Origin of the sequence: Pedobacter sp. (assembly GCF_045628745.1) — a bacterium.
GTDB lineage: Bacteria > Bacteroidota > Bacteroidia > Sphingobacteriales > Sphingobacteriaceae > Pedobacter.
In genome coordinates, this window is record NZ_JAZQPU010000475.1 from 14,057 (window position 1) to 34,813 (window position 20,757).

Here is a 20,757-nt window from a genome sequence, read left to right on the forward strand (position 1 = left end):
TTATGTGTGGAATATTTGGCTCAATTAATTATAAAATCCCTACTGAAAGTCAAATTTTCGAAGGATTATGGCATAGGGGTCCTGATGAACAGAACTTTAAAAAAATCAACAATTTAACACTTTTTCACACACGTCTCGCCATTCAGGATTTAAGTGTTGCAGGCCAGCAACCAATGGAATATAAGGGCTTAGTTATTGTTTTCAATGGCGAAATTTATAATCATATGGAATTAAGGCTTAAATATGGTCTTAAAGAAAAGTCAAATTCTGACACTTTAACAATCCTTCTATTATTTGGACTTTTAGGGATAAAAATGTTAGATGAACTTGATGGGATGTTTGCTTTCGCACTTTATGATACTATAAATCGCCGATTATATCTTGCCAGAGATAGATCAGGTAAAAAACCCTTATATATTTATAGTAAAGGTGATACGATTGTTTTTTCATCAGAGCTTAATATTCTTTATAAAGTCACTTTGCCTGAGATTGACTATGCATCGCTATCAGATTATCTTTATTTAGGTCATCACTATCGAAAATCAACACCATACAAGCTGATTAATGAACTAGAAAATGGTCATTATTTAAGAATTGATACTTTAACAGGATTCACAGAAGATATAACGTGGTTTAAAATTGAAACAAGTTATAACGTAAATAATCAATCCTCATATGAGGATTCTATCAGTCACCTCGATACAATATTGCAAAAAGCCGTTATTAGAAGGATTGATAGCTCTGACTTAGATGTAGGATCTTTTTTAAGCGGTGGAATTGATAGTGGGTTAGTCACTGCCATTGCAGCCCAACATACGTCCAAGCTTAAAACATTTACGGTTAAAATGCCAGGAAGTTTCGATGAATCTGCTTTGGCTCAGAAAGTTGCTGATAAATATGATACCAACCATACTATAGTAGAAATAGACTTCTCAGATTTACAAAACGATATTGAAAAAATATTGATAAATCATGGTGAACCTAACTCTGATAATTCTGCAATACCAAGTTTTTATGTAGCAAAAGCTGCAAAAAAACATATTACGGTAGTATTGAATGGCGATGGAGCGGATGAACTATTCGGGGGATATCGTAGGTATGTCCCTTTTAAACACATGGATTTTTTCAATCCTAATACCATCACTAAAATAAGCTCACAAATCCTTTCTAACATTTTGCCAGTTGCTAATAATAAACAAAGTAATTACACCTATATCTATAGGTTATTAAAATTTGCAAGCTATTCAGATTTGGTTAAAATATATTGCTCTGCTTCTTCAGACCTTTTTGTGGGTTTTGAAGACCAATTTATAGTAAAGCCAGAAATGAAAGCTTTAACAGAAGATCTACATAGAATAAACGAGTATCCAATTTCCTCCTTAAAAAAGATATTATTGTTGGATTTCGAATCAATGTTATTTAGCCGTTTACTTCCTAAAATGGATATTGCTACAATGGCACATTCTCTTGAAGGAAGAAGTCCTTTTTTAGCCAAGGAAATTTTAGAGTACGCTCCAGGATTAAATGATAATTATAAAATAAAAAACATCCAAACAAAATCTATTTTAAGAGATCTAAGTAAAAAATATTTACCGAATGATCTAATTAGCCAACCTAAAAGGGGGTTTGAGGTGCCATTGAAAAATTGGGTCGACAATGAACTTAAAGATATAATGGATGAATATCTTTTGAGTACTAATAGTCTGTATTCAAAAATTATTAAAAGAGATTTTATTGAGAATCTTATTGCTAAAAAGATTAAAATATCAGATGAGAGACGCGCCAAAATTCTCTTTTGCGTCTTTAGTCTTGAAGTTTGGTATAAAAACCTATAGTCAAATAAATTTTAATATATAACATTATGAAAGTACTAGTTACAGGAGCTGCTGGGTTTATAGGGTTTCATTTAACCAAATATTTGGTAGAACGAGGAGACGAAGTCATAGGATTAGATAACATAAATGATTATTATGATGTTAATCTAAAATATGACAGACTTAAAGAAGTTGGCATTCTTAATCATAAAATGATTTATAATCTACCCATAAGCAGTTCAAAGCATCCTAACTATAAATTTATCAAACTTGATCTGACGGATGAGGAAAACTTGAAAAATATTTTTGCTACATCAGAATTTGATGTAGTATGTAACCTTGCCGCACAAGCAGGAGTGAGGTACAGCTTGACTAACCCAAAAGCATATATAGATTCAAATGTTCTTGGGTTTTTAAATGTATTAGAGGGTTGCAGGAAGTTTAAAGTAAACAACCTAGTTTACGCAAGTTCTTCAAGTGTTTATGGATTAAATGAGGAAATGCCTTTCTCCGTTCATCATAACACAAATCATCCTGTTTCAATTTATGCCGCCTCCAAGAAAAGTAATGAATTAATGGCACATGCATATAGTCATCTGTTTAATATTCCAACCACTGGTTTAAGATTTTTCACAGTTTATGGGCCTTGGGGTAGGCCAGATATGGCTCTTTACCAATTTACTAAAGGTATATTAGAAAATAAAGAAATTGAAGTCTATAACAATGGAAACATGAAAAGAGACTTCACATATATAGACGATATAATCGATGGTATAATCAAGGTAATAGATAATCCAGCTAAAGGCGATCCAAATTGGAATGGCTTCAACCCGGACCCATCTAATTCACAAGCTCCATTCAGGGTTTTTAACATTGGTAGAGGTCAATCAGTAGATCTATTGGAATTTATTCTGGAAATTGAAAAAAACACCGGAATGCTAGCCAGGAAAAAATTAATGCCTTTACAAAGTGGAGATGTCATTGATACTTGGGCTGATATTAATGATATGAAAAACATATTGGGTTATTCTCCTAAAATTTCAGTGCCTGAAGGCGTAAAAAACTTTGTTTGTTGGTATTTAGATTACTATGGGAATGTTGTAACACCCCAAGAAGTTAACAGTGAGGTCAATTAGTGTAAACCTTTAAAAAATTACCGTTTTAAATGCAAAAATATTCAGGTTTTACTCAAAAAAAAGGGTAACTATTTAGTTACTATAAAAAATATAGGTATTATATGACAAAAAAATTACATAAAAACCGATTTATCCGGTGTTTTTTTATGGCTGCTAACGACGAAAAAGAATTTTTTTTAAAAAATCTTCATTTTTTTTGAGATCCAATTTAAAAATATACAAGTAAATAATATTACATAATCAGAACGTGAATATTAAAATTATAAAAACATATGTTTAATTAATTAATACCTATGCCAATTTAGGTAAATTGATTAAGCTTAAATATAGTTTAATTTTTTAGCATAATTCATCTACAGTGATTTTCACGTACTCCTAAATAAAAATTTTAGATTTCCATAATTTTTTAAGTATATAATAGCCACTAAATGAGGCGTTTCCATTGTATACTTTTAAAAAATCAAATGGAAAGAATGAACAAATTATCAAACCGATTGCCGATGAGCATGTTTTTGTTGCTAATCGTATTAACCTTTAGCAAGTGTAAAAAAGATTTAAATGAGGTTGTACCTCAAGATGAAGTTGAAATGTCAGCTGAAACACAAGCTGCTACTACTACCACTACTACTGAAAGTGCCCCTAAAGCTTTAAGTATGACTAATGCAAAATCCGATGGTGGTTATGCTTACAAAGTCAATGTTAATTTGGGAACTACCGGTGATTCTCCTGAAAAACCAAGTTCATCAACTGTTAAAATCTATGAAAATGGAGTTGAATTAAGTGCCGCACACTCTACTCATGCTGATATCAGAAAAATTGGTAAAGGAAATTATAGCCACTGGTTAACGTCAACAATTTATTTGTCAGCTTCTGATAACTCAAACCCTAAAACTAATGGTAAAAAATACACTTATACCATAGGTGGAACCACCACTACAACACCAGTTGGTGGCGTAACAACACCTGAAACTTCACCTGTAGCTACTACGCCAATTGCTTCTTCGAATTCAATCATTGGATATGCAATGGTAGACGGTAAAACAACAGGTGGTGAAGGTGGTCAAACTGTTACAGTATCAACTTTATCAGCCTTAAAATCGGCCGTAGCATCAAGTTCACCTTCTATTATTAAGGTTTCTGGTAAAATTACCGGTACTGGATTTCTTAATGTAAGTTCAAATAAAACTATCTTAGGAATGAAAGGTTCTAGCCTTGAAGGTGTTGGTTTAATGATTTATGGTACAAACAATGTAATCATTCGCAACATGACAATTAGAAATGTTGTAACTTATTCTAATATTATCATTAAAGAAGGTGCTCATCATGTATGGGTAGACCACTGTGAATTATCATCTGATAGAACACATGGTTGGGAATACTATGATGGCTTGTTAGATGTAGGTAAAAGAGCAGATTATGTAACTTTATCTTGGAATAAATTACATGACAACCATATCCCGATGTTAATTGGATTTGGTGATGAAAGTACAGCTGATATAGGTCACTTACGTGTTACTGTTTATTACAACTATTTCTACAATGTATCAGAAAGACAGCCTAGTACAAGATTTGGATATATGCACGTCTTTAATAACTACATGAAAGATGGTAGTGGATATGCGGTTGGAGTAACAATGGGTGCTACTGTACGTACTGACAACAATTATTTTGAAAATCAAAATGTACCAATTACGTCTGCATATAATGCTAAGCCTGGTTATATAAGTGGTGCTAGTACTAATGTTTATAAAAATAGCGGTGCTAATACTGTTAGCACAGCAGCATCTACTTGGGTGCCTACATATGAGTACGAATCTATTCTTATTCCAGCGGCAAATGTACCTGCTATCGTTACGGCACAAGCTGGAGCAACTTTAAGTCTATAATTATATTCAAATTAATTAGAAGAGTATATATTGCCCTTCTTGATAATATAAAGGTCGGTCTAACGATATGTTAGATCGGCCTTTATATATATAACATATTTTTATTTGTCTTTTTAATCAAGTGCTAATTAAATAAATGGAATGAAAAAGGAATTGAAGAAGATCTTGATAGCGTGTGACTCCCCTCGCTCATTGTTAGATTTTAGAGGCAAACTAATGGAAGAGCTGCTCCTTACTCATGAAGTAAGTGTATTTACACCTAAAATAGAACAGCAGGTTATTCGGGAAAGGTTAGTTAGCATGAATGTTAGAATTTATGAGAGTAACTTAAATACAAGTAATGTTTCTATTTTTGCAGATTTAAAGTACGTATACCATCTTTACCAGATAATCAGAAAGACACAGCCTGATGTATTTTTTCCGTATGCATTTAAGCCAGTTATCTATGGATCCATGATCGCGAATTTACTTAAGGTAGGATGTATTACTCCCATGTTAACTGGCTTAGGCTATAATTATTTAGAAAGTGAATCAAATAGGACTTTGGTTCAAAATTTAACTAGGCTTCTTTTGAAAATAAGTTTAAGAGCAAATGATAGAATGCGGATTATTCTCCAAAATAAAGATGATTACACTACACTGATCCGAGCAAATACGATAACCAAGAAAAATAAAACGTATATCGTAAACGGTTCAGGAGTTGATTTGTCTCACTATAATTATTCACCTCCAGATTATAAAAATATAACTTTTTTGATGATTGCCAGACTTATTAATGCAAAAGGGATAAATGAGTATTATAAAGCGGCAAAATTCATTAAATCAACTTATCCGCATGTGAAATTTGATTTAATAGGCCCATATGATGATAATATTGATGCGATTAGCAAAGAACTTTTTGTTAAAATAAGTTCAGATGGTACTTTAAATTATTTAGGTTTAATACCTGACGTTAGGCAGCATATCACTAGATCTTCTGTAGTAGTTTTACCATCTTATTATGGAGAAGGAGTACCAAGATCTATTCTAGAAGCTATGGCCATGGGCCGAGCCATTATAACAAGTGATTCAGTTGGTTGTAAAGAAACGATTAATCCTCATCAAGATGGCGTTAATGGATTTTTAATCCCGATTAAAAATGTTGACGAACTAGCTGCAAAAATGGAATATTACATTTTGCATCCCGAAGATATTATCAAATTTGGATTAAACGGAAGAAAATATGCCAAAGAAAAATTTGATGTGAACAAAGTCAATAAGCAAATGTTACAAATAATAATTTCTTCTAATTAAACTAATATACTATCAAATACATGTGTACAAGTCCAAAATTAAAATTTATCATCTATTTAATTTTAAAACGCTATGTATTATCGAAGTTTTACTATCCGCGAAGAAACTGCATGGAACAGCTATATTGAGCGTTCGTTGGGATTCGAAATCTACCAGACATGGTATTACCATTCTTTAAATAAAGAGGGGGAACCGGTTCTTTTTGTTTATGAAGAAAATAAACGTTTTATTGCTCTTCCCCTAATTAAACGAGCAATTGAAGCTAGTTCGTTTTACGATATGACATCAGTATATGGATATTGTGGTCCAGTATCAAATATGGATTTATCTGAGGTTTCACTTTCAACAAGTCAGAATTTTAAGCATGCTTTCATTGAATTTCTGAAAGCTGAACAATGTATTTCTGTATTTTCAAGACTTCATCCTTTTATGAACCAACAATTCCTTTTACAAAACATTGGAGGTTTAAAAGAAAATGGGAAAACCATTTATATAGATCTTACAGTTCCTTTAGCGTATCAAAAAGAAAATTATGAGAAACGACTAAATCGTCAAATTCGGAGTTTACGTAAAAGAGGATTTCTTATTAAAGAAGCGACTACTAAAGATGATATTACCAGGTTCACACAAATGTATTTGCAAAATATGGACCGGTTAAATGCTAGCCCTGGATATTATTTTGACGAGCAATACTTCGCAAATCTTCTTTATGGGTCGAAGATGAAAAATAAACTTCTTTTGATTTTTGATGGATCTGACTTAATATGCGGTGCACTTGTCCTTATATCTAGGAATATAATTAGAAACCATCTGTCTGCTACATCTCCTGGATATTTAAAAGATTCACCTAGTAAATTACTAACTGATGAAATTAGTTTACTGGGAAGACAGCTTGGGAAAAAGATATTTCATCTTGGCGGAGGAGTGGGAGGGCGCGAGGATTCCCTTTATAAATATAAAAGTTACTTTTCTAACCTGGAAGTTGAAGATCGAATATGGTGTTATGTTACTGAACCAAACATTTATAATGAACTTGTTGCACAACGTGTAAATATATTAGATTCTAAATCTAACTTTTTCCCCTTATATAGAAAGGGCATTAAACAAGCACCACCTCAAAATATTGAAATATAAATAGTGAGTTTTCAAAATCTTAATATTAAAATTATGAAAAACGCATTTTCTTACTTGAAACCTGATCTCGCTGTTTTTGATGAAATGATGTCTAATTATGGATGGATTATTTATAAAGACGCTATAGATGAATTCTTCATAGAAAAAATAACAAGTTCGTTAGCGCAGGAATACCAATTAAGGCGGGAAATACAAGTTAAAAATGGCATTAGTGCTGATATGAATGGCACACTGCATCATTTAGTCGATAGACATAATTTTTCAATAGAACTTTTATCAAAAAAAATTTGCGATTTACAAATAAAACATTATTTATCAGGTAATTACATTTTGAATTCTTTCGGTGCAGTTATTAATATAAAAGATGAAAAGCCTTATGTGCAAAACATTCATCGAGATATTAGAAGCTTTACAGGTGACTATAAATTAATGATACAGATGATATTTGTGTTGGACGATTTCACTTTCGATAATGGAGCTACTCATTTTCTGTCAGGTTCACACAAATGTGATAATAAGCCTGATCAAGAATATTTTTTTGACTCGGCAGCACGTGCAATTGCTAAAAGAGGTAGTGTAATACTTTTTGATTCTAACCTATGGCATGCTGCAGGTAAAAATCAAACTAATAACCACAGAAGAGCTTTAACTTTGGCTTTTACTCGTCCTTTTTATAAGCAACAGCTGGATTATCCAAGACTTTTAGGTTATGATTTCGAAACGGCTCTCTCGGAAGATTTAAAACAAATCTTAGGTTATAAATCCAGGCTTCCTGAAAACCTTAATGAATACTATCAACCGGTTGAGAAAAGAATGTACCAACCTAACCAAGGGTAAAAATCACTTATCTTTTCTCTAGTCACTCATATAAGATCATGGAAAAACCATTTTCAAATAAAATGAAGCCTATTGGTGGATATCTAGAACTGCAATTTTTGAGTGGACAAGAATATTATCCTCATTTAACTAGGTTGAATAATGGAAGAAATGCATTGGAGTATATTTTAAAAGTGAAAAAATATACAATGGCGTATATACCATATTTCATATGTGGGGTTATTCTTGAACCACTAAAAAAATTACGTATCCCATACGAATTTTATACGATTGATGATAAACTTGATCCGATTTTAGATTTTATAGTAGGGCCAACAGAATGCTTTTTGTACACAAACTATTTTGGATTAAAACAGGATACTGTTTTATCATTAAGCAGGCAATACCAGAATTTAATAATTGATAATTCACAAGCATTTTTTTCTAACCCTCTGGATAAGATTGATACTTTTTATTCCTGTAGAAAATTTTTTGGAGTACCTGATGGTGCATATCTTCATACTCCAAGTCCAACGAAACTGAAGTATGAAAAAGATCATTCTTTTAATCGGATTTCTCATCTTACGAAAAGCATTGATCTGGGGATCGAGAGTGGTTACCAAGATTTTTTGGATAATAACAAGGCATTGTCAAATCAACCAATATTAAAAATGTCTAATCTAACACAGAAAATCTTACAGGGTATAGATTATAAGGAGTGTAAATACAGAAGGGATTCAAACTTCATGTACCTCCATGATTTCCTTGTGAAATATAATGATTTCACTTTTGATGTGTCATCAATAAACGGAGCGTTAGGGTATCCCTTTGTGCATTCTTCTTCTTTAATAAGAGCTAAACTTTTAGAAAAAAGGATTTATATCCCCATTTACTGGCCAAATGTATTTGACTGGACTACAAAAAAAATGTATGAAAACTATTTATCGGCTCATCTCATGTGTCTGCCAATTGACCATAGGTATACACATACAGATATGAAAAGGATGATTAACGTATTAAAAAAATTATTATGAATGAGACTGTTTACTTACGCCCATTGGCACTGGAGGATGCCAAAATTTCTTACAAATGGAGAAATAATCTTGAAATATGGAAGCATTCGAGATTTAAACCAATTTATTGCATTTCCGAAGAAATGGAAGAGAAATGGTTAGCGGATGCCTTACAGGCTAAGGATCAGATGAGGTTTGCCATATGTATTGAATCAACTCATGAATATATTGGTAACATCCAGTTGATCAAAATTACAGAAAATGATGCGGAGTTTCATTTATTTATAGGAGAACCAAAATGGTGGGGTAGAGGTTTAGGTCGGTTAGCCACTGTTTTAATACTACAGTATGCTTTTATTGAACAACGGTTACAATATATTAGCCTGGAAGTTCATAAAGATAATCTTCCTGCCATTAACATTTACAATAAGCTTGGCTTTAAAGACGAATCATATTCGTATCCTTTTAACCAGATGAAATTGACAATTATTAAATATTTTCAATTATTAAAACAACAAGGCAACGGGAAGATTCTTACACTGGAAGAAAAAGAAGCATGGATATCTTATGTAGAAAGAGCTATTAATGTTGATTTTTATCATTCCTGGACTTACCATAAGCTAGATGAAAGTGGCACCCCACTTTTGTATGTATATGAGGAGGGGAGTGATTTTATTGCGTTTCCATTCTTAAAACGAGCAATAAATGATACCGAATATTTTGATTTAAGTTCGGTTTTTGGTTATAATGGTCCTATATCGAACATGGATTTTAATGAAATCAAACCTGATTTTGCAAATAGGTTGATGCAGTCGTTACAAGAGTATCTTGCAAAAGAAAAAATTGTTTCCATTTTTATGCGATTGCATCCATTTTATAATCAGGATTTATTATTACGAAAATTTGGAGGAGTTTGGAATAATGGCCAGATAGTCGCTATAGATCTGGCAATTCCATTAAATGTGCAACGTCAAAATTATAAAAAAGTTTATAGTAAAATTAAGCAGTTAAAGCGTTTAGGTTTTTATTTTAGAGAGGCTACTACATTGGCTGATATTAAATTATTCGTTTGCATTTATAAAGAAAATATGTCTCGCTTAAGTGCTTCTTCCGCTTACGTTTTTACTGAGGATTATTGTGTGACTTTATTAAATTCAAAAGAGTATGAAGCCAAATTATACTTCATATGCAATGAAAATGACGATCCAATTTGTGGGACTATCATTGGTTTTAACAATCAAATTGTACAAGGACATTTAATTGCAACTAGAGAAGAATACAGGGATTTATCCCCGGCGAAGTTTATGGTTGACGAAATCAGTATTATAGCAAGGGAAAAAGGAATGAAATATTATAATCTTGGCGGTGGATTAGGTTATAAGGAGGATTCTTTATATAAATGGAAAACTACCTTTTCAAAGTTGACATTTGACTTCAAAACCTGGCGTTACATTGTGAATAAGCAAGCTTATTTCAAGATCTTAAAAGAGTTAAATATTGATGCAGAATCAACTATTGACCATTTTCCACTTTACCGAAGCCAAAATGCGGTTAGCAGGGAGAGGCTATGTAAATCAAATACCTATTAAGTTCTGTAACCTTTTTAAAATTCTATATGCATAATGGAGAAATCATTGAGCTTGCTATACGACGTCATAAAATTAGTATAAGCGAACTTTCCAGAAAACTAAAGGTAAGTCGTAAATCTATCTACAATTGGTTTAAAAAAGAAAACCTTAGTTTAGACGTTATAAATAAAATTGGTGATGTTCTTGATCATGATTTTATTAAAGATTTACCAGAAAAATTTGATGAACTCACTTCCGAATTAAAAAAACTTAAACGTGAAAATCATGTAAGGGAGGAGTATGACCCGAATTTAGCTCAGTACTGGAAAAATAAATACATCAATTTACTTGAAAATTATACTAATTTATTGATAAAAAACCGTGCATAGCCCAGTAGAAACTTCTAATAAATATAGTGTTTTTGTTATCAGATTATTTATAGATTTAATTTCAATGATTTTATTACCTGCTAATCTTGAAATGTCCAGTAAAAATGACTCTTAGATCCAAAGAATATCCAGCGCTTTCTCTTTCTGATTCTTACAACACGCTATGTTCCTATTGGGACACTAACCTTACTTGTAGGTTTGCTTCACAACTATTCAAATTTTACTTTAAAAAAAAGAACAATGATTTTATTGGCAAAATGACGCTAGATGAAGTGTATGGTGAAATCTATCATATGCATCTGCCATATCTTAAAAATGTTTTTCAAGGTAAAACACAACATTTCGAATTTGAAATAGATATTCTTTCCGGTGGAAGGTATCATGCCGATGCTATATATTATCCTGATTTAGAGCAGGGTAGGTGTGCTGGTTTTTTTTTAATTTTAATACTGAGAAAGAAAGAATCTATTAATGCTTCAATTAACAATTTTATGATATATAAACATGGTTCAAGGAATCTTGATTATAATCCAACTATACATAATAAAATGCCTCAAGTTGCCCAATTCTTACAGACACAAATATTTATTGGTTTTCCATCAATTGCTCATTTAGCTAAATTACACCTGCTTTCAGTATCTAAATTAATGAGAGACTTTAAACGTACTTATAAAACTAGTCCTTTTAATTATTTTAGATGCTTACAAATGCAATATGCTTCTCAATACATGCGAGAAACTAAGTGTACTAAAAAGGAAATATCATTAATCCTAGGGTTTTCTAATCAAGGTAACTTTACTAATTGCTATAATCGTTGGCTAAAAATACATGCTTCCTAGAGCGTTTATATTAAAACAAATAAAAGCTATCATATTAAGCAATTGGCCGCTATGAACATAAACAGGTAAAAAATGAGCAGCAATAGGTTCAGTTATTTTATAAAAATATATATTTTTGATTTATAATATACTCAACGCCTATCTAAATGAAAATATACGTTCGTTTTATTTAAATGAAGCGCGCGCAATTATTAAGTTAAAATTCCTTGAAGTATTAAAATACTATGAAATTGAACGATAACATTATGAAATTAAATGCTGGAGAGATAGTTGAGCATGCTGTTCGACGTCAAAATGTAAATATTAGTGAATTGTCCAGGAGGATGAAAGTTAATAGAAGAACATTATATAATTGGTTTCAGCAAAAAAGTCTAAATGCTGATGTCATTTGTGGAATTGGGGAGGTAATTAATTATGATTTCTCAAAAGATTTTAATGAAGAATTGGAAATCAACAAGAATAAACTTAAAACCAAAGAAAGGCTTTTAAGTCCTAAATTCATTAAAGAATATGGAGGTCAGGAGTCAGTTTATTATTGGATGGAAAAATACATTTCTTTATTAGAGGACTACAAAAAGTTATTACAAAGCACTTCCTTTCAAACTCGATATGAACCGTTAAATAGAAAACAAAATGATTAATGATTTTCCTAGAGACTGTAAAATGAACTGTGTCTGTTACGAACGAGCCTGTGAGGAATTGTGTGTAAGTGACCAACCCTATTGTCAAATCAAGTAAGTGGCTAGTACATATTTAAAGAAGACATCTATTTTCAAATATAGTACTAAACTGGTTAATAATTTAGAATGTGATTCCCTGCCATTTATAGCATATTAAATCAATATTTTCACTTGTTTATGAAGCAAGTGAAAGTATTGATTTAGGCTTTTATACACCTCCTCCTATAAATGATGGAAATCTGTATGGAGCGTAATATATATTTAGATCTTCCTCCTATTGCTCATTTTTCCTAACCACAATATCTACCCGGCGATTTTCAGCACGTCCTTGTGCTGTTTTATTCGTAGAAATAGGATTTGATTCTCCTTGTGTTTGGATGTTTATTTGTGTTGCATCAAATTCACCATACTTTACTAACCACGATTTAACAGCATCTGCCCTTTTAAATGCAAGTTGTTTATTATTAGCATCTGTTCCAGTAGAATCTGTATAACCATATACGGTAATTTTACCATCAGCGTATCTTTTCTTGGCTGACCTAGCAATTTGAGTTAATTTTTCCGCACCATTCTTGCCGACTTCATACTTTCCAGGTTCAAAAAGAACAGCTTCTTTTAAACTATAAACTGTATAAGCATTTCCTGCCCGGACTTCTACTGAAGTGTCTTTTAACTCCTCGTAATTTGATACGGGTATATTTGGGTCTACCCCAGACCAATTTGCATTGATCTCACTTTCAATGGTTGCAGAGTCACTTGCAGCTGCCATGTCCTCTAATTTATCATTGCTATTTCTGGTAAAAAATATAACTAGAGCTATGACCACAATAATTGCAATTAACCATAATAGCCAATTATTCTTTGAATGTGGTTTATTCTGATATTCTGCCATGACTTCTAGTGATTAAGGTGCGGGGTCTGTAACTGAACCCTCCTTACCAGTATATTTAGTTTCTAAGTCCTCTTTGAACTTTTTCGCTTTGTCCATGTATTCAGGTGCCTTATCTTTAAGGTCATCAACTATTGACCTTCCATTGGCGTCTTTTTTTGTTGCATATTTAAAGGCGCCATATACTGCAGCACCTATTAATACTGTTTTTAATAATCCCATATCCTTAAGTATTAGTTTTTTAATTAAAACAGCCTATATCATTAAATGTTTGTCTTTTTTGAATTTTGTGATGTAATTGTCTTGAACAACTTTAATCTTAGGTCATAAATTGACTCAATTATAATTGAATTCAGAATTTAATACCATATTAGTCTCTTTGATCTTGTTTATCGTATAAGATAAGTGATGAGCACTCCAAGGATTGCTGCTGAGGTGAAACTCACCAGAGTACCCACTAAAACATATTCAGTTTTTAATTGAGTATTTGTTTCTTTCTCACTAAACCTTAAAATTGATTTGGCTGTCATCAAAAACCCAATTGCTGTGTATTGATGCATTAAGACGAATGTAAATATTAAAAGCCTTTCGCAAATTCCTATCCATTTACCAGCGCTGTCTAACCCTAAGCCCTGTTCTTCCTGCTGTAGCACTGGAGGCTTTTCTGCCTCAGATAATCCGCCTGTTAAACTAGTTTTATATAAGTTCTTTAACTGAGCTTTCTCTTGCTCTTTAGCAATTTGATTTCTCCATCTTTGTGTCCCTTTTCCTATGATTATTCCAAGCGGCCAGGTCACAAATAAGTATGCTGTGAAAATTAACCAAAAATCGGGCTGTAAATTGATCCCTGATAATTGTGCTGCTAACTCATCCCAGCTTCTTTCAACTGTTAACCAAAGTATTAGGATGACTGCGATGTGCAATAATTGATCTGCAATAAAAGTTCTAAAGCTATCTTTTAAATAGGTTTTTATGATGTCGATACTATAATGAGTAATGAAAATTGTTAGAGGAATGAGCCAATTTGTATAGTATCCTGAAAATAAATAAGCCACAATTGTTGTAACAGTGATATGCAAAAGCAATTTGATAGATTTAATCTTTTTAATAGCCTTGTCATCTACCCATTCTTTTGGTTGCAATATAAAATCCGTTAGTAAATGTGCTATTAACAGCCGCAACAATAAACCTATTTCCATTATTTTTTCTGTACTAAATCTGAAATATATTTTATAGCTAGTTCTATATCTTTCCAGTTGGCCAATTTGAGCCTGCTGTTTATAGATGGTTGAGAGAGTGATAATATATCGGCTATTTGCTGTTGGGTTTTATTTTCTAATAGCAAAAAAATTACTTCCGCTTGTGCTAGTGTCCATTCCTTTATAATTCTGTTGATAAAGTTCAAAATCACATCAATAGCTTTGTTTTTTTCTTCATTATTGGTTTTAATAGCTAAATATTCCCCATTCCGGAGCTGATCAAAATTGCGGCCGGAAAGATGAAATGCCTCTCCATCAGAGCTCAGCACATTTTTACCACGATAAGAAACTTCTCCAATCCCAATTGATATTCTTGTGCCAAGATTAATTTGTTGGGTATGATCAGAATGAAGTTTAAACCAGCATAAAAGTTGAATGCTTTTTGTTAGCGCTTCCTGGATATCTTCAAATATAATTTGGTAGCTATCACCCCGGTATATTTCAGCATCACTGCTTTTTTTAATCCAGCTTTTAAGTAAACTTTCATATTCCTCAATCAGTGCATACCTATTCTGTGGTGAAAGCTGTGTGAAGTTAATAATATCACCTGTGATTACAGCATATAATTTCATCTATTAATTCTTATTTATAATGTTTATATTCTATAATTCAAATATATACAATTATTAGTCTATATATATTAATAATAGATTATTTATTCTATAATGGTTAATTATAAAATAACTGTTGAATAATGAAACAGGTGCTTCCATATTTTGTTTTATTATAATTTCGGGTAATGAAACTAAAAGGGAAAAAACAGACTTCCTCATCTATGCATGACAGCTGTAGCTTAGTTCACAGATCTTTACCAGTCTGCCATAAAGATGAAAAAGAAAGATGAAGAAGAAAAATGAATATTTCTGGTAACCCTAAATTCCTGAAGTTGATTTTAAAGAATATTCTAAAAAAGAGTTGCCTAGTGCGATAGCTAAAAGTGCAAATATTAGGTATTGCTTCACTAATTCAGGGCTCCCAAAGCTATAGAAAAGATCACAAAAAAAATCTAATCTTCTCAGACACAGTTGATGGCATAAATATTGTTTTACAACATTAGACCCCAAACTTATGCTTGAAACGTCAGCAACTTCTGTCACACTCACAATCAATCAGAAAAAATACAGCTTAAATGTGTTACCATGGGTATCCTTACTAGATGCTTTACGGGACTATCTTGATCTCACGGGCACCAAAAAAGGTTGTGATCATGGACAATGTGGTGCCTGCACGGTGCTTTGTAATGGTAAAAGAATATTGAGCTGTTTAACGCTTGCAGTCATGAAAGATGGTGCAGAAATTACTACTATAGAAGGCATTTCTACAGAGGGCAACTTACATCCACTTCAGCAAGCATTTATAGAACATGATGCCTTTCAATGTGGTTACTGTACACCAGGTCAAATTTGTAGTGCAATTGGCATGCTCCAGGAAGGAAAGGCCCATAGTAGAGCGGAAGTTAAAGAATTGATGAGCGGCAACCTTTGTCGTTGTGGTGCAAATACAAATATCATCAACGCCATCATGGAAGTAAAAGGAGGGGATAACCATGAATAACTTCAACTATACCCGTGTAACTACCATAGCACAGGCCTTACAAAAAGTTAACGTCAATCGAGGAACACACTACATAGCTGGGGGAACTAATTTGATAGATTTGCTCAAGTATCAGCTAACACAAGCCCATACTCTAATAGACATTAATGAAATTCAAACCGAACATCATTTAATTGAGAAAAGTGATGGCAGTTTACATCTAGGTGCGTTAATGACCAATGCGGATACAGCCTACCATCCCATTATAGAGAAAAGATACCCTTTATTAGCAAAGGCCATTCTTGCGGGGGCATCCCCACAAATTAGAAATATGGCCACAAATGGCGGAAATCTCTTACAGCGTACCCGGTGCTATTATTTTTATGATAGCAATAGTCCTTGTAATAAGCGTGAGCCGGGCACAGGCTGTTCAGCCATTGATGGTTACAACCGTATCATGGCTATTGTAGGAACCAGTGATGCTTGTATAGCTGTTTTTCCTTCGGACATGTGTGTAGCCTTAGCTGCATTAGAAGCCGTGGTACATTTTTCTAGTCCACTGGGGGATAGGGCGCTACCTTTTGCTGATTTCCACCGCTTACCAGGCGATACCCCTCATATAGACAATAATCTGCAGCCTGGCGAACTGATAACAGGAATTGATCTTCCCCAGGAAGGCTTTTCTAAGTACTATTCGTATTTAAAGCTGCGTGATCGTAATTCCTATGCTTTTGCTTTGGTGTCAGTAGCTACGGGCCTGGAGTTAGATGATGGTTTCATCACAAAGGCAAGGATTGCGGTAGGAGGCATTGCCCATAGGCCATGGAGAGTACCCGCAGCAGAGCTATTTTTAATAGGTAAAACGGCTTCACGGGAGAACTTTAGTATAGCAGCCGATATCATTTTGGAAGGGGCAAAGCCTTATAAATACAATAGTTTTAAAATTGAGCTGGCAAAAAGAGCAATCATCCGAAATTGTCTCATGGCCCTTGATCCGGAAAGTCAACTACCAGGTGCTCAGCCATCAGCGTAAAGATTTATTTAGCCAAAGCATACTGGTTTTACAAAAAATAAAGTTAAAATGATGCCAACACCGCCATTAATAGGACAGTCAATCAGTCGCATCGAAGGATACGAAAAAGTAACAGGCGCCGCCAAGTATGCGGGAGAATACAATGTAAAGGGTCTTTTATATGGTTATGTTGTCAACAGCAGCATCACCAAAGGAAGAATAACGCATATTGATATTGCCGCAGCAAAAGCATTGCCTGGAGTAATAGAAATCTTTACGCATGAAAACCGTCCATCATTAGCCTGGTTTGATCTTTCCTATGCTGATATGGATGCTCCACCAGGATCTCCATTTCGCCCGTTACAAAACGAGGAAATCCAGTATAACGGCCAGCCTATTGCTTTAGTTGTTGCAGAAAATTTTGAACTTGCCCGCTATGCAGCATCGCTGGTTAAATTCAACTATAAGGAAGAGCCGTTTAAAACAAATTTACTGGATCACCTTGACGATGCACGTACACCCAAAGCAGGATTGGCCACATTTTTAAAGCCCATGCCACCAAAGCCAGCAGGAGACTTTGAAAAAGCCTACCTGGAGAGTGAAAAAACAGTAGCTGCAGAATTTTACCATGGCACAGAACATCACAATCCTTTAGAGCTATTTGCAACAACCACTATTTATGAAGGTAAGGGAAAAGTCACTATATACGACAAAACTCAGGGCACAGTGAATTGCCAACTGTATGTAGGCAATGTTTTCGGTTTAAAGTTCAAAAATGTACGTGTTATATCCCCGTATGTTGGTGGTGCTTTTGGCTCAGGACTAAGACCTCAATACCAACTGTTTTTCTCAGTTATGGCTGCCCTGGAGTTAAAAAGGCCGGTAAGAGTTACTTTAGATAGACATCAAATGTTTACTTTTGGACACAGGCCACCAACGTATCAGAAAACACGTTTCGGCGCTTCTGCCGATGGTAAAGTTAAAGCTTTAAACCATACAGCTATTGGGGAGACTTCACAGTTTGAAGACTATACAGAGGTGGTGGTTAACTACTCAAATATGTTATACCCAGCAATGAATACATTGATGGAATATAAAATTTTGCCTCTTGATGTTTTTAGTCCTTTAGATATGCGTGCGCCAGGAGGGAGTACAGCTATGCATGCCATAGAAAGTACCATGGATGCTCTATCTTATGAATTAAATATCGACCCACTGGAGCTTAGGCTCATTAATTATACAGAAAGGGATGTGAGTGTTGATCGGCCATATTCCAGCAAAGAGCTGAAGGCCTGTTACCTGCAAGGGGCAGAGAAATTCGGCTGGTCTGCACGAAATCCTCAACCGCGCAGCATGCGTCGTGGTAACAAACTTATCGGTTATGGCATGGCCACTGGCATTTGGGAGTCTAATCAATTGCCTGCACGTGCAGAGGCCATACTCACAGTTGAAGGTAAATTACTCGTAAAAAGTGCTGTCACAGACATCGGCACGGGTACACTGACAGTGATGACACAGATTGCTGCTGATGAATTGGGCCTGCCTGTTGCCGACGTCACTTTTGCATACGCGGATAGTAAGTTGCCCTTTGCACCGATACAAGGAGGATCCTTTACTACTTCTAGTGTTGGATCTGCAGTAAAAGCTGCTGGGAAGGCCTTACGGAAAAAGATATTTAAAAAAGCGCAAAGTCTTGAAGGATCGCCACTATCGAAAGCAAAACTCCATGATGTCATCTTTAAAGATACATGCCTAATTTTAAAGTCAGATTCTACACAAAGAATTTCTTTGCTCAACATCATGTCTGCGAACCATGGCAAGCCTATAAAAACAACAAATTTTTCTGTCCCAAATCTCTTAAGGCTTAAAAATTATTCCAGAGCGGCCCATAGTGCAGTGTTTGTAGAAGTGGAAGTTGATGAGGAGTTGGGTGTCATTAATGTAACCAGGGCTCTAACGGCGGTAGCTGCCGGTAACATTATCAATCCTAAAACGGCTAGAAGTCAGATCTTAGGAGGAATGGTGTGGAGCATCAGTAAAGCCTTGCGCGAAGAAACGATAACCGATCATCGGCTGGGCAAATACATGAATCAAAACCTGGCAGAATATCACATCCCTGTTCATGCAGATATTCATGAGTTGGATGTCATGTTTATCCAAGAAAATGACAGCATCATAAATGAATTGGGTACAAAAGGAGTGGGAGAAATTGGCCTTGTTGGCATGCCTCCCGCTATTGCCAATGCTGTATATCATGCTACAGGTAAAAGAATAAATCAATTTCCTATTCACTTAGATTCCTTATTGTAAATTAAATATATGTCAGCTTCTTCTCAACAATATGGCCAAAACCTCTCCGGTACAATTCTCTTTTTTGGAGACAGCCTTACTGCAGGTTATGGTTTAGATAACATTTCTTTAGAATCTTTACCTTCCCTGATCCAGCAAAAAATTAATGCTGAAAATATGTCTATGCAGGTTATCAATGCAGGCGTTAGTGGCGAAACATCATTTGACGGCCTGAAAAGGATAGATTTATACCTAGACCAGCATTTTGATATCTTCGTGCTAGAGTTAGGTGCCAATGATATTTTTAAGGATATTCCGCCCCACCTTACACACCAGAACCTCCAGGCTATCATTCATAAAGTCAAGGCAACATTTCCTAAAATATCCATGTTATTGTTAGGGATGGAAATTCCTGCCTGGATTGCCGCCGATAAAATAGCCCCTTATCACTATGTTTTCCGCACACTAGCTGCTGAAAATAACATGGAGCTTATTCCTTTTTTATTAGAAGGGGTAGCAGGCCTGTCACATTTAAATTTAAGCGATGGTTATCATCCATCCGCCGAGGGATACAGAATTATTGCAAATAATATATGGCCATCACTCAAGCAACTTATCCTTGGTCATTTACAGGCTTTAAATATTAAAAAATCCTAATTGTATTATTAAAATTGTCTTGTATAAGGAGGCAGCGCAAATTCCTCCTAAAAATAGTGCAAATTTAAGTGAGTATCCTCTAACAAATTTGCAACTTTGAAAATGATTTTTGAACAAGACGTTGCACTCATCAAAGCAGCAAGACTAGCCTCAAATAAGGCAATTTTAGAGAAAAATGTTAGTGGCGTTTCCAAATTCTGGTTGTCCGATTTCTTACAGGTAGCTGGTGATGGCAGCCACACATTGGGAAAAGCAAAAGTTATTGCAGAATGGAAATACATGTTTACCCATAGTAGCCCTGTTTTTGAACGTCTACCATCAAACATTCAAATTAATGCAAGCGGTGATAAAGCCTGGGAGCAAGGGGTATGGACCTACCATAACGAACCCTTTTATGGCAATTATTCAGCCATGTGGCACAAAGTAAAAGGGCAATGGTTAACGAAATGTGAATTGTATGTTTCCTTAAACTAATATTTATGAATATATTGATATAGTTAAACATTCTCTTATAGATAATATTTAACCTATTTGTGTCAATGGTTTTCTT

At 34.2% G+C, this 20,757-nt stretch carries 20 protein-coding genes; 16 read left to right on the forward strand and 4 right to left on the reverse strand.

Annotation, left to right across the window (positions count from 1 at the left end):
• Window positions 1-2: 2 nt before the first annotated feature.
• From asnB to ACR2F7_RS17190, 11 genes are all read left to right on the forward strand, one after another.
• Window positions 3-1,835: an asparagine synthase (glutamine-hydrolyzing) gene (gene asnB / locus ACR2F7_RS17140; RefSeq protein WP_432714752.1), complete on the forward strand. Its 1,833-nt coding sequence runs from the start codon at window positions 3-5 to the stop codon at window positions 1,833-1,835.
• 26 nt (window positions 1,836-1,861) lie between these two features.
• Complete coding sequence (locus tag ACR2F7_RS17145) at window positions 1,862-2,950, forward strand: NAD-dependent epimerase (protein WP_432714753.1); 1,089 nt, start codon at window positions 1,862-1,864, stop codon at window positions 2,948-2,950.
• 464 nt (window positions 2,951-3,414) lie between these two features.
• Window positions 3,415-4,836 carry a pectate lyase family protein gene (locus tag ACR2F7_RS17150; protein ID WP_432714754.1) on the forward strand — a complete coding sequence of 474 codons (1,422 nt, stop codon included), beginning with the start codon at window positions 3,415-3,417 and terminating at the stop codon, window positions 4,834-4,836.
• Between the two features lie 141 nt (window positions 4,837-4,977).
• Window positions 4,978-6,129, forward strand: coding sequence for a glycosyltransferase family 4 protein (locus ACR2F7_RS17155; protein ID WP_432714755.1), 1,152 nt, complete (start codon window positions 4,978-4,980; stop codon window positions 6,127-6,129).
• 72 nt (window positions 6,130-6,201) lie between these two features.
• Window positions 6,202-7,263 (forward strand): GNAT family N-acetyltransferase, encoded by a 1,062-nt coding sequence (locus ACR2F7_RS17160; protein WP_432714756.1) that lies wholly within the window; start codon window positions 6,202-6,204, stop codon window positions 7,261-7,263.
• Between the two features lie 33 nt (window positions 7,264-7,296).
• Complete coding sequence (locus tag ACR2F7_RS17165; protein ID WP_432714757.1) at window positions 7,297-8,100, forward strand: phytanoyl-CoA dioxygenase family protein; 804 nt, start codon at window positions 7,297-7,299, stop codon at window positions 8,098-8,100.
• Between the two features lie 38 nt (window positions 8,101-8,138).
• Window positions 8,139-9,113, forward strand: coding sequence for a hypothetical protein (locus tag ACR2F7_RS17170; RefSeq protein WP_432714758.1), 975 nt, complete (start codon window positions 8,139-8,141; stop codon window positions 9,111-9,113).
• Complete coding sequence (locus ACR2F7_RS17175; RefSeq protein ID WP_432714759.1) at window positions 9,110-10,681, forward strand: GNAT family N-acetyltransferase; 1,572 nt, start codon at window positions 9,110-9,112, stop codon at window positions 10,679-10,681. Before ACR2F7_RS17170 ends, ACR2F7_RS17175 begins: the two co-directional genes overlap by 4 nt.
• Before the next feature lie 26 nt (window positions 10,682-10,707).
• The gene (locus ACR2F7_RS17180; protein ID WP_432714760.1) at window positions 10,708-11,049 is read left to right on the forward strand and encodes a helix-turn-helix domain-containing protein; all 342 of its coding nucleotides are present in this window, start codon (window positions 10,708-10,710) and stop codon (window positions 11,047-11,049) included.
• Between the two features lie 257 nt (window positions 11,050-11,306).
• The gene (locus ACR2F7_RS17185; protein ID WP_432714761.1) at window positions 11,307-11,888 is read left to right on the forward strand and encodes a helix-turn-helix domain-containing protein; all 582 of its coding nucleotides are present in this window, start codon (window positions 11,307-11,309) and stop codon (window positions 11,886-11,888) included.
• Between the two features lie 224 nt (window positions 11,889-12,112).
• Window positions 12,113-12,529 carry a hypothetical protein gene (locus ACR2F7_RS17190; RefSeq protein ID WP_432714762.1) on the forward strand — a complete coding sequence of 139 codons (417 nt, stop codon included), beginning with the start codon at window positions 12,113-12,115 and terminating at the stop codon, window positions 12,527-12,529.
• A 313-nt stretch (window positions 12,530-12,842) separates the two neighbouring features.
• Here the strand turns inward: ACR2F7_RS17190 and ACR2F7_RS17195 are convergent, their stop codons facing one another.
• The 4 genes from ACR2F7_RS17195 to ACR2F7_RS17210 all read right to left on the reverse strand — a co-directional run bounded on the left by ACR2F7_RS17195 (window position 12,843) and on the right by ACR2F7_RS17210 (window position 15,288).
• A complete protein-coding gene (locus ACR2F7_RS17195; protein ID WP_432714763.1) occupies window positions 12,843-13,460 on the reverse strand; it encodes an OmpA family protein in 618 nt (205 codons plus the stop codon).
• Window positions 13,461-13,472: 12 nt separating this feature from the next.
• Window positions 13,473-13,679, reverse strand: a complete 207-nt coding sequence (locus tag ACR2F7_RS17200; protein WP_432714764.1) for a YtxH domain-containing protein — start codon at window positions 13,677-13,679, stop codon at window positions 13,473-13,475.
• A 167-nt stretch (window positions 13,680-13,846) separates the two neighbouring features.
• Window positions 13,847-14,656: a DUF3307 domain-containing protein gene (locus ACR2F7_RS17205; protein ID WP_432714765.1), complete on the reverse strand. Its 810-nt coding sequence runs from the start codon at window positions 14,654-14,656 to the stop codon at window positions 13,847-13,849.
• Window positions 14,656-15,288 carry a hypothetical protein gene (locus tag ACR2F7_RS17210; RefSeq protein ID WP_432714766.1) on the reverse strand — a complete coding sequence of 211 codons (633 nt, stop codon included), beginning with the start codon at window positions 15,286-15,288 and terminating at the stop codon, window positions 14,656-14,658. The genes ACR2F7_RS17205 and ACR2F7_RS17210 overlap by 1 nt, the downstream gene beginning before the upstream one ends.
• Window positions 15,289-15,784: 496 nt before the next feature.
• On the opposite strand from ACR2F7_RS17210, the gene ACR2F7_RS17215 reads away from it, so the two are divergent.
• The 5 genes from ACR2F7_RS17215 (at window position 15,785) to ACR2F7_RS17235 (ending at window position 20,681) form a co-directional block, all read left to right on the forward strand.
• Window positions 15,785-16,270 (forward strand): (2Fe-2S)-binding protein, encoded by a 486-nt coding sequence (locus ACR2F7_RS17215; protein WP_432714767.1) that lies wholly within the window; start codon window positions 15,785-15,787, stop codon window positions 16,268-16,270.
• Entirely contained in the window at window positions 16,263-17,282 is a 1,020-nt protein-coding gene (locus ACR2F7_RS17220; RefSeq protein ID WP_432714768.1) for an FAD binding domain-containing protein, read from the forward strand. The genes ACR2F7_RS17215 and ACR2F7_RS17220 overlap by 8 nt, the downstream gene beginning before the upstream one ends.
• Before the next feature lie 48 nt (window positions 17,283-17,330).
• A complete protein-coding gene (locus ACR2F7_RS17225) occupies window positions 17,331-19,571 on the forward strand; it encodes a xanthine dehydrogenase family protein molybdopterin-binding subunit (protein WP_432714769.1) in 2,241 nt (746 codons plus the stop codon).
• Between the two features lie 9 nt (window positions 19,572-19,580).
• A complete protein-coding gene (locus tag ACR2F7_RS17230; protein ID WP_432714770.1) occupies window positions 19,581-20,207 on the forward strand; it encodes an arylesterase in 627 nt (208 codons plus the stop codon).
• Window positions 20,208-20,309: 102 nt separating this feature from the next.
• Window positions 20,310-20,681 (forward strand): YybH family protein, encoded by a 372-nt coding sequence (locus tag ACR2F7_RS17235; RefSeq protein ID WP_432714782.1) that lies wholly within the window; start codon window positions 20,310-20,312, stop codon window positions 20,679-20,681.
• The last annotated feature ends 76 nt before the right edge of the window (window positions 20,682-20,757 follow it).

Coding starts and splice junctions, on each gene's coding strand:
- ACR2F7_RS17195 (WP_432714763.1), bottom strand. CDS start 13,460: ATGGCAGAATATCAGAATAAACCACATTCAAAGAATAATTGGCTATTA.
- ACR2F7_RS17185 (WP_432714761.1), top strand. CDS start 11,307: ATGACGCTAGATGAAGTGTATGGTGAAATCTATCATATGCATCTGCCA.
- ACR2F7_RS17220 (WP_432714768.1), top strand. CDS start 16,263: ATGAATAACTTCAACTATACCCGTGTAACTACCATAGCACAGGCCTTA.
- ACR2F7_RS17235 (WP_432714782.1), top strand. CDS start 20,310: ATGATTTTTGAACAAGACGTTGCACTCATCAAAGCAGCAAGACTAGCC.
- ACR2F7_RS17155 (WP_432714755.1), top strand. CDS start 4,978: ATGAAAAAGGAATTGAAGAAGATCTTGATAGCGTGTGACTCCCCTCGC.
- ACR2F7_RS17205 (WP_432714765.1), bottom strand. CDS start 14,656: ATGGAAATAGGTTTATTGTTGCGGCTGTTAATAGCACATTTACTAACG.
- asnB (WP_432714752.1), top strand. CDS start 3: ATGTGTGGAATATTTGGCTCAATTAATTATAAAATCCCTACTGAAAGT.
- ACR2F7_RS17170 (WP_432714758.1), top strand. CDS start 8,139: ATGGAAAAACCATTTTCAAATAAAATGAAGCCTATTGGTGGATATCTA.
- ACR2F7_RS17160 (WP_432714756.1), top strand. CDS start 6,202: ATGTATTATCGAAGTTTTACTATCCGCGAAGAAACTGCATGGAACAGC.
- ACR2F7_RS17175 (WP_432714759.1), top strand. CDS start 9,110: ATGAATGAGACTGTTTACTTACGCCCATTGGCACTGGAGGATGCCAAA.
- ACR2F7_RS17230 (WP_432714770.1), top strand. CDS start 19,581: ATGTCAGCTTCTTCTCAACAATATGGCCAAAACCTCTCCGGTACAATT.
- ACR2F7_RS17145 (WP_432714753.1), top strand. CDS start 1,862: ATGAAAGTACTAGTTACAGGAGCTGCTGGGTTTATAGGGTTTCATTTA.
- ACR2F7_RS17200 (WP_432714764.1), bottom strand. CDS start 13,679: ATGGGATTATTAAAAACAGTATTAATAGGTGCTGCAGTATATGGCGCC.
- ACR2F7_RS17165 (WP_432714757.1), top strand. CDS start 7,297: ATGAAAAACGCATTTTCTTACTTGAAACCTGATCTCGCTGTTTTTGAT.
- ACR2F7_RS17210 (WP_432714766.1), bottom strand. CDS start 15,288: ATGAAATTATATGCTGTAATCACAGGTGATATTATTAACTTCACACAG.
- ACR2F7_RS17225 (WP_432714769.1), top strand. CDS start 17,331: ATGATGCCAACACCGCCATTAATAGGACAGTCAATCAGTCGCATCGAA.
- ACR2F7_RS17190 (WP_432714762.1), top strand. CDS start 12,113: ATGAAATTGAACGATAACATTATGAAATTAAATGCTGGAGAGATAGTT.
- ACR2F7_RS17150 (WP_432714754.1), top strand. CDS start 3,415: ATGGAAAGAATGAACAAATTATCAAACCGATTGCCGATGAGCATGTTT.
- ACR2F7_RS17215 (WP_432714767.1), top strand. CDS start 15,785: ATGCTTGAAACGTCAGCAACTTCTGTCACACTCACAATCAATCAGAAA.
- ACR2F7_RS17180 (WP_432714760.1), top strand. CDS start 10,708: ATGCATAATGGAGAAATCATTGAGCTTGCTATACGACGTCATAAAATT.